We start from the raw sequence: 13744 nt of genomic DNA on the forward strand, positions 1-13744 counted from the left end.
AGAGGATTACGGATAGTCGGGATTTTGTTCCAATACGCCGCCCGAACGGTCGATTTCGATCTGGGGAATCGGGATGAACCGATGCCGCTGCTGGTAACTGGTTTCTCCCGCCGCATGCATCGTTTCGACATCGATGCCCCAGCGTACCAGATCAAAGAACCGCTCATTCTCCATGCCCAGCTCCACCTGCCGTTCGTGGCGGATGGCCTGGCGGAGTTCTTCCTGGTCGCGGGTTGTTACCTCGGGGAGTACGCCGCTGTTGGCGCCCCGGGCCCGTGCGCGCACCTGTTCCAGGTAATCCAGCGCCAGGTCGATATTACTTTCCCCGCCGATTTCATTGGCGGCTTCGGCAGCCATCAGCAGTACGTCGGCATAGCGTATCACCCGGAAGTTAAACCATTCGCCCTGCCGGCTTCCGGCTGAAGCCCGGATAGACGGATTGGTATACACCTTTTTGTTCCAGTATGCGCGGTCCAGCCCGCCGGGTATCCGCTCACCATATGGTGCATTCACACTGTCGGAATAAAGAACGGTAACGTCCCTGCGCGGGTCTCCCTCCTCAAACGCATCAAGCAGCACCGCATTGGGGATGTTCCAACCCCAGCCCAGGTTAAAGTCGCCGGCACCCCGGAGTCCCTGGCGGCTGGCATAGGTAATTCCCATCTCCCGGTTATTTTGCGTGTATACCGCCTGTATCTCAAACACCGATTCGCGACTATTTTCGCTTTCTTCGCGGAATATCATGTCGTAGGGAACACTCAGGTCATACTGTCCGGAGCCAATAACAGCCTGTGCGGCTCCCAGCGCACCGCTCCAGTTGCTGCGCGCGAGGTATGTTTTTGCCTGCAGGGCATAGGCCGCGCCCTGGGTAAGGCGACCGGTAAAACGATCTTCCCAGGTGAGGGGCAGCACGGCTGTGGCTTCCTGGAGGTCCTCGTCGATAAGCGCATAGATTTCGGGGATTGTCGACTTGGGCACAATGGCCTGGTCCTGGGTGACGATAGGAAAGTCAATTTTGGGCACTTCACCAAATGTACGTACGAGGTTGAAATAAGCAAAGGCGCGTGCAAATTTAGCCTCCGCTACGTTGATGGCCGTCAGGTCCGTTGGCGTAGCAATAGAGTCCGCCGCCGCCAGGAGGTTGTTGGCCAGCGCAATCAGGCTGTAATGGTTTGTCCAGTAATTATTAATCAGCCAGTAGTCTTTGGTATATCCAAAATGGTCAAAGATAGGTGCCGCGGCTGCCTCATCTCCGGGTCCGCCGCCAATATCCGCGTCGTCCGAACGGATGTTGTGGATGGCAACGTAGGGCAATCCGCTGGTGCCCTCGCTGCGCAGTCCGGCATAGATCCCGAAGGCCTGCCCTTCAAGTGACCCGGCAGGAATGTCATCCTCCGTTAGGCGGCCAAGCGGGTCGCCACCCAGCCAGCTTTCGCCGCATGCCGTGAGCAATGCAGCAGCGGCCAGCAGGCAGGCAGACGCGATGAGGATGTGTTTACGGGTGTATATCGTTTTCATGGCCAGAGAATTGGTAGTTAAAAATTGAGGTTAACGCCAAATGTGTAAATAGCAGGGACGGGGTAGGTACCCTTATCCACGCCAAATGCGATGGCGGATCCGCCGATCTCAGGAGTGTATCCCGTATTCCGGGCAAACGTAAAGGGGTTTTGGGCATTGACAAAGAGGCGCATGCTTTTCAGCCGCAGGCGGGTGGCCAGCTCGGATGCAAACTGATAACCCAGCTGGATGTTCCGTATGCGGACGAAGCTGCCGCTTTCAATGAAATACGAAGAGATCAACCGGTTGTTCGCCCTTGCGGTATTCGCGATCGGTTCCCAATTGGAGGTTCCCTCGCCGGTCCAGCGGTCCAGCCGGTCTTCCTGGAAGTTGAACTGGGCAAACTGGTTACGGTTCCAGTCGCGGAAGATGTCATTGCCCTGCACACCCATCAGCTCAATACCCAGGTCAAACTGCCGGTAAACCACATTCAGCGCGGCGCCATAAGTAAAGTCCGGAGTCGGGTTGCCGATCAGCGTGCGATCCTGTTCATTGACTACGTTATCTCCATTGACGTCTTTGTATTTGATGTCGCCCGGGAGCACCTCATTGATGGTGTTGGTGGGCGAATTGGCGATATCCGCATCGTTCTGGTAGATGCCGTCGTGTACATAGCCATAAAAATAGCCAATCGGGAATCCAACGGCCGTTCGCGATGCATCCCGTATAATTTGATAGCCTTCGTCAACCAGGCTTTCCACGTTATTGGAAAGCGTGGTGAGATTGGCGGCCACGGTAAAAGAAAGGTCGTCGGTGAGCTGCTGGTTCCATGATGCGGCCAGTTCCACGCCGCTGTTCTTGATGGACCCCTGGTTCCGCAGGCCCGGCTTGGTGCCCAGTGCTCCGGGGACCTCCACCATGATATGGTCTGTCAGTTTGCTGTAGTATACTCCTTCCAGCGTCAGCCGGTTTTCAAAGCCTGCGAGTTCGAACCCCGCCTCCCAGGCTGTCACCGTTTCCCATTGTAAGTTAGGGTCCGGAATGTATTGTGGTTCATAGGCAGGGAAAACATTGTCGCCGAAAACGGCCGAGCTGTTGGCCACCAGCAGCGGAAACATCGGGTATCGGTAGTCGTCACCGGTATTCTGATTGCCCAGCACACCCCAGGACCCTTTTAGTTTGAGGTTGTCAATAAAGCTTTCCGTTCCCCAGAAGCCCTCTTCGCTGATTACCCACGCAGCACCGATGGACCCGAAATTCTGCCAGGGGTTGTTTTTGATGAACGCCGAGCTGCCATCGCGCCGGAATGAGGCATTCAGCAGGTATTTACCGCCGTAATTGTAGAGTACCCGTGCCAGGTAAGAGATGGTCCGCCGTTCCCAGGCGGTGCCGTTCCCGGTCTGTGAGTCGCTGGACCCGATGCCGACGTACCATTTATCCGGGTCGTTGGGAATCGGGTCGCCGCTGCCCTGTGTCCGCGACGCGGTGACCTGCTCATAGCGGTTACTGTAGGTGGTGTAACCCACGAGGGCGGTCAGGGAGTGCTCACCGAACGTGTTTTTATAGGTCAGCAGCCAGTCCGACTGGATCTTGGCCTCGGTGCTCTGCGCCTGATTCACCGTAGTTACCAATCCGACGCGGTCCGTTTTGTCCTCCCCTGCCAGATCGGGATTATAAAAGTTGATCAGTGGAATGTAGGAACGTTCGGGATTAAATCCATAGTCGACCAGGAATGACGTCCGGAAGGTGAAGTGCTGCAGAAAATCGATTTCCCCGAAGATACTTCCCACGCCCCGGTACTGGTGGCGGATATTGGTGTTTTTCCGGTACTCGACATTGGTCATCGGATTGCTGATCTGCGCCCGCTGGAAATCAGGGAGTGTATGCAGTAACCCATAGGCATCATTAAATACCGGAGCGATGGGTGCGGCCCGCAGGGCACTTGCCACGGCAGCGTCCGTAAGGCTGTTGGGTGTCGGCAGGTCCGATCGGTAACCGCTGAAATTGATCCCTACCCGGAAATTTTCGGTGATGTTCAGCTGATCGTTAATGTTCAGTGTTATTTTTTCAAGCTGCTCGTGCTTGATTACCCCCTGATCGAGGGTATAGCCCAGCCCCATGTAAAACCGGTTGTTTTCGGAAGCACCGCTTACGCTGAGGTTGTTATAATTTAATACGCCCTGCCGGAAAATCTGGTCCTGCCAGTCGGTGTTTGCTTGCCAGTTTTCGTAATCGAACGGCGGACTTCCCTGGTTGGCCAGCTGCTCGTCGTACAGTTCGTGGAATTGTGCGGCATCGGTCATCGCCATCCGGTCGGTCACGTGTTTGAGGCCGACGGTGGAATTGAAATTAAAATTGAGCTGCCCCGCCTTTGCCCGTTTGGTGGTAATTGTGATTACCCCATTTGCTCCCCGTACCCCGAATATAGCCAATGACGAGGGGTCTTTCAGAATTTCCATGGACTCGATATCGGCGGGATTCAGGAAATCGATGTTGTCATTCAATATCCCGTCTACCACATACAGCGGGCGCACGTTGTTGATGGAGTTGGTTCCCCGAATGCGCACATCCGGTTCGGCTCCGGGCCTGCCGGAGTTGACCACCTGGACACCGGCCACGCGGCCCTGGAGAGACGCCACGGGGTTGGCTGAAGGTCGGTCGGCAACCTCACTGCCGCTGACCTGCGCGATGGAGCCGGTCAGGTCGCGTTTCTCCGCCGTGCCGTATCCGATAACCACTACTTCTTCCAGCGCAGTCCCTTCATCCTCCATGGTTACGTTCAGCGTGGCCTGATCATTTATGGGGACTTCCTGTGTAGCAAAACCTAAAAAGCGAAAGACCAGTGTGTCGGCGCCCGCGGCCTGGATGGTAAAATTACCCGCAGCATCCGTCTGGGTGGCGGTGGCAACACCTTTTACGGTGATGGTCACACCCGGGAGTCCCTGACCGGTGGCTCCGTCAGTGACTTTTCCATTCACGGAGGGTTGCTGGCCATAGGCCATCGTCCACACCCATACCGACAGCAGGCAACTGGTAAGTAGATTCTTCATATTGACATAATAGGTTCAACATGTTAGTTCTGTGGTAGGATGTTTTGTGTACAATGAACTTGTCCTAATAAGTACAATTGAACGCGGCATATGTTTTCACAACGTGAAATGTTTTATGGAAGCGTGGCGTGAAATAAAAAAACCGCCCCGACGCATGTCGGGACGGCGAACCACAAATTTGATATGCCCAAACACACTAAGGCATACTGATACGGCTTTTTTCCTCACTTTGGGTGTCGGAATGGCGGGCGCCGTTCTTCAGATTTCCAAAGTTATAGGTGAAGGTAAGCCGCGCAACCCGTGTTTCGGGGCGTTGGTTAACCAATACATTCAGATTGGCGTAGCTGGTCTTTACGTCGTATGCGCGCGTATTGAACATATCGCTCACGGAGAGCTTTAAACTCGCTTTTTTATCTAAGAACGACTTGCTCAATCCGGCATCGACAGCCCACCGCATGCTAATGCGGTAAATGCTGTACACGAGGGCCGACTGGTAATTAACCGATGCTTCCGCGGAAAAAGACGGGGTGATGTTAAACGTATGGTTGTTGCGTACCTGTAGCGCAAATTGACCCTGCTTAAGGTAAGAGGCGCCAAGCTGCCCATCAAAACTCATATAAAAGCCGTTGATGTTGGTACTCGTATTCCACCATTTGGCGAACTTAACGGGTATGTTCAGGTTGGTATACCACACGGCCTGTTTAGCCAGATTGTCGCGGGTCACCCAGGTCGACTTTGTTTCGTCGTCCTGCATCATGGACTCCGCAATGACGTCGTTGGTGAGGCTGTATCCCGCCGTCAGGTGGTATTTTTCCATCAGCGTATAGGAGAACTCAAATGCATGGGTGTATTCCGGCCCGAGATATGGGTTACCCTGTTCGGACGTATATTGATCCAGGAAATAAGCAAACGGATTCAGGTTCCCGTAATTGGGCCGGTTGATGCGCTTGCTGTATGAAAGACCCGCCTGATGATTGTCTGCGATCTTATAGTTTACGAAGATACTGGGAAAAAAGTCGACATAATCCCGTTGGACACGGTTTTCCAGCGTAATGGAATTGCCGTCGGACCGGGTGTATTCGCTACGCAGGCCCGCCTGGATACCCCAGTCGCCCAACTGGGTACTGTAATTGAGGTAAGCAGCGGCTACCTGCTCTTTATAAACAAAATGATTTGTCCGTCCGGCATCGTTCTGCCAGTCGCCGCCGACCTGGTTTTCAAACACCATGTCATTGTCTGCTTCCACGTCGCTGTACTTCAGTCCGGCTTCCATCTTACTGTCTTTGCCCAACGGATGGGTATAATCCGCCTTGGCCACCCGGATATCGACGATGGTGGGCATGTTACTGCGCGAAAGCAACGGAGATCCTTTGATCTCACCCGAGGGCAGGAAAAAGGTGTTATTATAGTTGGCCCGGTTTTCATTGTTGAAGCGGGAGATATCAACATCTGCCGTCAGCTTGCGTCCGTTGCTGTCAATGGTAAACTGGTTGTTCAGGTTGACCGCGAAGCTGGTATAACGGCCGTCGAACAACGAGCTTGTCAGCAGCGTGGAGTCCGGTGAGGCGATGTTGGTTCCAATGGATGTGCCGCTGTTGTTATTATTGTCGCCGTTGGTTGCATAGCCGCTCAGCTGCAGGCCCAGCACGTTGCGCTCGGAGGTATTATAATCAACCCCCGCCCGGAAGGAGTGATTCCGGTTTTTGCGGTTAAATTCCGTCAATTGGTCAAAACTTGTTGCGGCTCCACCAGCCCCCACGGTACGGAAAATTCCGATGTCCTGTCCGGAAACGTTGTTCATGTAACTGTAATTGCCGAAGAGATTTACGTTGCCGGCCTTGTGGTTGATGTTGAGCGAGGTGTTTGCCTTATGCCCCCAACCGTAGCCGGTGCCCAGTGTCAGTGTGCCGTTGGTGCCGGTCATTTTATTCTTTTTCAGCACAATGTTGATCATGCCGGCCGTACCGGATGCGTCGTATTTAGCGGATGGATTTGTAATCAGTTCGATGGATTTGATGCTGTTTCCGTCGGTGCTGCGGAGCAGGTTGGCCAGTTGAGCCGCGGACAGATACGTTTGTTTGCCGTCGATCATCACGGTAACGCCCTGCTTGCCCATCAGGCTGATGTTGTCGTCTTTGTCTACCGTTACGCCGGGCGACCGTTCAAGGATGTCCATGGCGGTATTTCCTGCGGCGAGGGTGGAATTTTCCACATTGACAACCAGCATATCCGGTTTCCGTTCCACCAGCGGACGCTGTGGCGCATCGATGGTCACCTCGCCCAGCACCTTGTTCTCGGGTTTAAGCACCAATGGTGGAAGTTCCCTGGTGTGGTCGGCGGAGGTAATGGCAACGGCGTTGCTGACCGCATCTTCATAACCCACGAGTACGGCCTTTACCCGGTAATTGCCGGGACCGACGCCTGTGAAGGTAAACTGTCCCTGCTTATCGGGGAAAATAGTCTTCACGACGGAAGAGTCCCCGGCATCCAGTAGGTGTATTGTAGCCAGGCTAAGCACCTGTTGCTGCTCGTCGGTTACGCTGCCGCGGATGACGGATTGCTGGGCGTTTGCCGGCGGTGTTGCGCTGAAACATGCCAGCGCTATAAAGAGGTAAATTAAGGTTTTCATTTTTTAGGAGGACAAAAGATTCCCTTTTCAAAAGACTCTTGTCTTTTAATTAATTGATAATCTGATAATTGAAAATAGTTTGTGTTACTGATGTATGTAGTGGCGCATGCGGGGCTGCCAGCTATTAGCGTGTGCTCTTGTGGTTATTTTGCTTCATGTATTTTAACGGTCTGTTTTTTATAAGACGCCCCGCACCTGCGTAAAGTTGCATTATGGCGTTAAATTATTTTCAGCGGAATCTACAGGGGTGATTTCCTCGGGTTCCGGCGGAGCCGCAATGGCACATTTGAGTCCGGACTCTGTCATAATCCATTCCGTTTGATCGGGACGGTTTCCATCGGGATAACCGTAATTTTCTTCACATTGATTGAACGGAAGGTCCCAGATATGGCGCTGCAGGTCGCGGTCGATCACGAGTTTCGTACCTACAGGAATGTTGAGGGTGAGGTGCAATTCCTGATCGCGCATCAACTCCTGGTTATCCAGGTTAAAATGGCTGTCAAACAAGAGTGTGTCACCCTGTTGCTGCAGCTGGTAGTTGATCCGTCCGGCCCGCTGGGCAGCGCGGTCATAAGTAGCGCCGTGGGCAGAATATTCATACCTGATGGATGGCCCCTGTGATGAGTCGATCTTGGCAATGTGCATATACATCCGGCTCTGGCCCTCCAGGATGTTGCGGTTGCGGTCCATTGCCCGCTGCCGGATACTGGCAGTTCGGTCGGCCTGATTCTGTGATAGCTTAATTACCGTGAGGTCGTTCCGGGAAAGGTGATAAGCAGGCAGCAGCTCCAGTGCACGCTCTTCTACCACGGTGCTCTCTTCACGGAAGTCATTCAGTGTACGGGTGGCGTAGACGGTGGTAAATCCCACGGCAATAAGCCAGCCGGCAAGCAGGGTGAAGCCAGTATATCTTCCCATGACGCTTTTGTTGAAAAGCACACGGATGATGAGGGCTACCAAAGCCACGAACGGGATAATGGCCACGGCAAGTGCGCTTATCAGCATTGGTGTACGTAGACCGGGCTCGATAACATTGAGCGGAAACATGGCCATATCGGTGGTGCTGCCCAAGAATCCGAAGCTGGCAAATACACTGATTAACAGCACGACTAGACCAATACATGCACCGATGATAAAGAGTACGCCGACAACCTTGGCCAGGATAATAAACGCACTTACAATGAATTTTCCTGCCGATTGGAGCCCTTTCCTAAGCCCTGCCTCGGCGCCAGTAAAATTTGAGCGGAGCCCCTCCATTTCCTCCTGAAAGCTGCGTTTAAAGTTTTGCAGGTTGGGGGCTTCACCGCGCATGGCCATGCGGTCTGCACGGGTTTTGGCCAGCGGCATGACAATCCAAAGGATGATGTAAAGCAGGAATCCGGTGCCACCGAATACAAATAGGAGTACCAGGATGAGGCGGATCCATTTGGCCTCGATACCAAAATAATGCCCAAGACCGCTGCACACGCCACCGAACACCTTGTCATCGGGGTCGCGCATGAGTTTGCGCTCACCGCTCATCGGCGGTATCTCGTAGCTGGGTTCAGTAAAAGGGGCTGTGGTTTCCTCGGTTTCGAAATCATCCACGCTGCCCATTTGCGCAGTCACCTCGTTGACATCCTGCATCGTGATGACTTCTTTTTTGCCCTGCACAATCCGCTCGTTGAACATCTCGGCAATGCGGTTTTCAATATCGCCAACGATTTCGTGGCTATCCTCGGTGTGTCCGAAGTGCTTTTTAACAGCGATCATATAAGAACGGAGCACTTCATAGGCATCCTCCTCGATGTGGAATACGATGCCGTTTATATTAATAATGATGGTTCTGTTCATGGTGTTGTGGTTTTTCGTTATTTTGATGAATCTATGGTTTGCTTGTTACGGCCTTCCGTGGCCGTTTGTACGGCGAATACCAGCTCTTCCCAGGTGGTATCCAGTTTATCCAGTACCTCCAGGCCCGCTGGTGTAATCTCGTAATATTTGCGGGGCGGCCCTGAGGTAGACTCTTTCCACACATAGCTTAGCAGCTCGTTGTTCTTTAACCGGGTGAGCAGGGGATATAAGGTACCCTCTACCACCAGCAACTTCGCTTTTTTAAGCTCGCCGATGATGTCTGAGGCATAGATCTCGCCTCGCGAGATAATGGAAAGGATACAGTATTCCAGTATCCCCTTCCTCATTTGGGTTTGCGTATTATCTACTATCATAATACAAAGATATATGTTTTAGTTTGTACTATGCAATACATAGTAGTATATAAAAACACAATTCGTTGATTATGAGGATAATATTTTTTTATTCTATCTTAAGATAATGGATTTGAGCTGTCGGATTTTTAAAAGATAGCGGGGAAAGTGCAAATAGGATGACCTATTCAACGGGCACGATACGGAGCCCTACATCCGTAATTTCCGGAAGTGGGTTTTCGCGCATGTTCTGTTCGATGGTAAACACATATGCGCCTGTATCCGGAAAAAGGAAGTGACCTTTGATCAGTTGCTGGTGGGCATAGCTACTGCCCGTACCGTTACCGAGCCAGCGCCCGTCGGGTTCGGCCAGTGTCAGTTCAATGCGCTCGGTGGTATCTTTTCCGCTGGGTTGGCGGAGGTGCACCAGCATAAAAATATTGGAATACCGGTAATCCGGTGTATGTCGCAGGTTGAGGTAAATGCGATAAGGCCTGCGGGCTTCGGCAATGTGTACCGGAATAGCTACCGGGTCCTCATACCGCCATTGATGCCCGGCGATGGCGACATGCTCGTCTACTACCGCTGTGTCATTACAGGCAGAAAGAAAGGCGATAATCGCAAGAACAGGCAGTATATACTTCATCCGGAAGTGGCTAAGCGATCGTTAAGCTTCTTTATTCGGCGGGCCGCCCGGTTTTCCCTTCTTGTTGTTATTTCCCCGAAAGCGCCGTTTCGGTTTCTTTGGCTTGGCCTCTTCTCCCGTGCTGGCAGCCTGGGTGGGGCGACTGGGTTTTGCGGGCTGGGCCGGGGCATCCGGGCTTCCGGAAGGCTGGCGTTGCTGCTGAGGTTTGGCGTTCTCGTTTTTCTTTCCGTCCGTCCGTCGTTTTCCCTTGCCCGATTTGCGTTTTTTCTTGTTACGCTCGTCCAGTCGGGTAAGGCTGTCCTGACCAACCACATTTTCATAGTCGTACACCACCGGTTTCTCTTCCGCGGATTCCTTGAGGACGACCCCAAGCTCTTCTGGTTTTATGCCCTCTTTATTCAGCTGGCTGATTTCTTTTACCCGCGTGGTGGTAAGAGCGATCCAGTTTTCCTCACCGGGATAGCTGAACCACATTAATTTTTTAAAAATATCCGTCTTTTGCAGATAGGCAGTACCCAGTTGCGTTTCGATGCGTTCAATGTTCCGGGGAAAATCCTTCAGCGCGTCCATGTAGCTGTCGAGCTCGTAGTTCAGGCAGCACTTGAGTTTTCCGCATTGACCCGCGAGTTTCAGCGTGTTCAGGGACAGGTTCTGATAGCGTGCGGCGGCGGTGGAAACCGTTTTGAAATCGGTAAGCCAGGTGGAGCAACACAGTTCCCGTCCGCAGGAACCGATGCCGCCCAGGCGACTGGCTTCCTGCCGCATGCCGATCTGCCGCATTTCGATCCGGATCCGGAATTCCTCGGCCATGCGCTTAATGAGTTCCCGGAAATCCACACGGCCTTCGGCGGTATAATAAAAAGTAGCCTTGGTTTTGTCGCCCTGGTAATCCACATCACTGATTTTCATGGATAGTCCCAGGTCAAGTGCCAGCTTCCGGGCACGGTGCATGGTTTCCCATTCCAGGTCCTTGGCTGCCTGCCATTTTTTTAGGTCGGCATCGTTGGCCTTACGGTATATTTTTTTGGCTACCGTTGTGGTATCCACCTTATTCTTTTTCAGCTGGAGCCTGACCAGTTCGCCCGTCATCGACACGTGCCCCAGGTCATAGCCGCCCGTTGCCGGTTCTACGGCAACCAGTTCACCCATTTCCAGGTATAAGTTTTCGTGATTGATGTAAAAGTCTTTCCGGGATCCTTTGAACCGGACTTCTACAATGTTGAAAGGCGTATAGTTTGTTGGCAGGTCCATATCGGACAGCCAATCGTAAACATCTAATTTATTGCATCCGCTCGTCATACAGGCGCCGTTATTCTGGCAACCTGCAGGTGTTGTACTACACCCTCCGCCGGATGAGCATGAGCTACATCCCATAGTTATCTGTATATATAGAGTCCCGACTTGTAGGGAACGTTTGATATTTGTAAATTAAAACCAATTGCAAAGATAAATCTAAAAATAATATTTTAGGATTTGCATTGCGCTCAATGTGATAGTGTGCCTGTTCAAACAGGGTAATGGTTTCTCCGATCTGGCCGGTGGTATAATGCCGTTCGAATTTCTGCACAAAATCCAGCTCATCATCCGTGATGTGCACCAGCGTTGGCACCTGCTCCTTGAGCAATATGACCTGCCGCATGACATTGATGGCGTAAAGTAAAAAACTTTTTTGGTTTTCGCGGCCTAATTTTGACAATTCCTCTTCGCTGGTTTTGATCAGCGCACCCCCCTGGTCGGTCACACAGTGACGCAGCCAGCGAACCAACAGGTCAAAATAGTCTTTGGTATCTTCTCCCAATAAGCGCAGAGCCTGTTGAATGTTGCCGTCGCTGATGAATGCGATTTCAGTAGCCCGGCGTTCATCCACCTGACTGTGTGTCGTTAAATAAGTCTTTACGTTGCCGGCATCCAGGCGGTTGATTTTCACTAGCTGCGTCCGGGAGATGATGGTGTTCAGTATTTTATCCTGGTTTTCGGCCACCAGTAGGAATAGTGTTTTTTCCGGAGGCTCCTCAATAAGCTTCAACAGGGCATTGCCCTGGGTATCCAGGTATTCGGGCAACCAGATAATGAGCACCTTGTATTCGGCCTCAAAAGCCTTGAGACTTAGTTTTTTGATGATGTCGTGCGCCTCGGCAATGTTGATGTTTGCCTGTTTGTTTTCCGCATCGAGCTGGCTGCGCCAATGATCGAGGCTTAGGTATGGGTTCGCTAAAAATGTTTCGCGCCACTCACGGGCATAGGTTGCCGCGGTGTCTTCCTTGTGCTTGGCGAAAAAAGGATAAGAGAAATGAAGGTCCGGGTGGATGAGCTTCTCGTATTTCCTGCAGGAAGCGCATTGTCCGCAGCTGTCATCCGCCAGCCGGCTTTCGCAATTGACGTACTGGGCATAGGCGACAGCCAAGGCCAGGCTACCGCTGCCCTCCGGACCGAGAAAAAGCTGCGCATGGCTCACCCGGTTTTCATTTACGGTACGGATGAGGTGCTGCTTGATTTGCTGTTGCCCGATAATCGCGTTGAACTGCATATGATGACAAAGTCTGGCCTTTGGATGCCCAAAGGTACGCAATGCAAAGAAGAATACACAGCGGGTGCTTAATCGCAGCTTACTTTTTGACGATCCACAAGTTGCCGCCCCGGTTATTGTAACACAGGGGGATTGCGGCAAATGCATCAGGATGGTGCTTATGCAGGTAATGGGAAAACAGGATGATTTCGAATGAGGGGTTATACATTAAAAAAGCCCTGAGCAGGTAATCCTCATTCCAGTTCCGACCCGCAAACACCCAATCCCTGGGATACTCAAAGGGGTAGAACACGTCGTGAAAATGGATTAATACCCCGCTTTTTAAGCGGGGCAGGATTTCGAACAGGATATAATTGACGTCACTCCCCGTTTTTGCCACATGTGTACTGTCGATGAAGAGGACATCACCGGCTTCCAGTCGATCAAAAAAGGTTAATGGTACCTGCTGGACGTCGCTTTCCACGATCGTTGTCGACGTCCTGTCCTGTTCCTTTAATAACGTGCTTAACCGGTCAATATAGGGCTCAATGAACGTCAACTTAATCCGGTTTTCAAAGAAAAATTCATTGGTATCCAGCATCACGGCCGACGAAAAGCCGGAGCCTACTTCCATGATCTGCCGGGGCTGGTAATGCCGGATAACCGAATAGAGGAATATGGCATCGGTATAGGAATAAAAGCGGTTATCAAAATAATAGCGTATTTTATCATTCTTTTCCTTGCCGAAAGGCATTTCGTCGTAATAATCGGCAAATTTGGCCACCAAACGCAGTTGCTGGGCGCTGTTCAGGTCGATGCCCGGAATACCGTCCGTGTTTTCGTGTTTCCAGATCGTATGTGCCCGCTGTTTAATATCCTCCACCGAAACAATGGTCGAATAGTAATGTCCTGCCGGAAAACAGGCGTTTTCCTTGAATTGGATATACTCCCGGATGTGCCGCCCCGCATAGGGGAGCCGGGTCATCATGTTCAGCAGTTTTTTGTTGTATTTCATTTCGCCTTCCGTAAAGTTAGGGATGTATCGCCGTATCAGCGTGTTGCCGCTCGGCCGATGATAGCCGGTGGCGGCTGCGATCAGGGAGGCCCATGGTAGATGGGAAAAGAGCCGATTATATCCGGATAATTTTTTTTAAACGGATATATCCGTTTATCATCCGGCTACTGCTGGCCGCTCCTGGCATCTTTGTGCTGACCGGTGGCCGGAGATTC

General features: G+C 52.1%; 9 protein-coding genes. All 9 read right to left on the bottom strand.

The window, feature by feature from the left end; translation table 11 throughout:
* Nucleotides 1-6: 6 nt before the first annotated feature.
* The 9 genes from NEV57_RS12485 to NEV57_RS12525 all read right to left on the bottom strand — a co-directional run bounded on the left by NEV57_RS12485 (nt 7) and on the right by NEV57_RS12525 (nt 13529).
* Nucleotides 7-1518, bottom strand: coding sequence for a RagB/SusD family nutrient uptake outer membrane protein (locus tag NEV57_RS12485; RefSeq protein ID WP_257658657.1), 1512 nt, complete (start codon nt 1516-1518; stop codon nt 7-9).
* A gap of 17 nt (nt 1519-1535) precedes the next feature.
* Nucleotides 1536-4547 carry a SusC/RagA family TonB-linked outer membrane protein gene (locus NEV57_RS12490; RefSeq protein WP_257658658.1) on the bottom strand — a complete coding sequence of 1004 codons (3012 nt, stop codon included), beginning with the start codon at nt 4545-4547 and terminating at the stop codon, nt 1536-1538.
* Between the two features lie 196 nt (nt 4548-4743).
* A complete protein-coding gene (locus tag NEV57_RS12495; protein WP_257658659.1) occupies nt 4744-7176 on the bottom strand; it encodes a TonB-dependent receptor domain-containing protein in 2433 nt (810 codons plus the stop codon).
* A gap of 210 nt (nt 7177-7386) precedes the next feature.
* Entirely contained in the window at nt 7387-9009 is a 1623-nt protein-coding gene (locus NEV57_RS12500; protein WP_257658660.1) for a PspC domain-containing protein, read from the bottom strand.
* A 17-nt stretch (nt 9010-9026) separates the two neighbouring features.
* Complete coding sequence (locus NEV57_RS12505; protein ID WP_257658661.1) at nt 9027-9383, bottom strand: PadR family transcriptional regulator; 357 nt, start codon at nt 9381-9383, stop codon at nt 9027-9029.
* A gap of 163 nt (nt 9384-9546) precedes the next feature.
* Nucleotides 9547-10008 (bottom strand): gliding motility lipoprotein GldH, encoded by a 462-nt coding sequence (locus NEV57_RS12510; protein WP_257658662.1) that lies wholly within the window; start codon nt 10006-10008, stop codon nt 9547-9549.
* A gap of 21 nt (nt 10009-10029) precedes the next feature.
* Nucleotides 10030-11307 (bottom strand): PSP1 domain-containing protein, encoded by a 1278-nt coding sequence (locus tag NEV57_RS12515; protein ID WP_257658663.1) that lies wholly within the window; start codon nt 11305-11307, stop codon nt 10030-10032.
* A 64-nt stretch (nt 11308-11371) separates the two neighbouring features.
* Nucleotides 11372-12535: a DNA polymerase III subunit gene (locus NEV57_RS12520; protein WP_257658664.1), complete on the bottom strand. Its 1164-nt coding sequence runs from the start codon at nt 12533-12535 to the stop codon at nt 11372-11374.
* Nucleotides 12536-12614: 79 nt separating this feature from the next.
* Complete coding sequence (locus tag NEV57_RS12525; protein ID WP_257658665.1) at nt 12615-13529, bottom strand: class I SAM-dependent methyltransferase; 915 nt, start codon at nt 13527-13529, stop codon at nt 12615-12617.
* Nucleotides 13530-13744: the final 215 nt, after the last annotated feature.

It is taken from the genome of Parapedobacter lycopersici, from assembly GCF_024643285.1.
Classification (GTDB): Bacteria; Bacteroidota; Bacteroidia; order Sphingobacteriales; family Sphingobacteriaceae; genus Parapedobacter; species Parapedobacter lycopersici.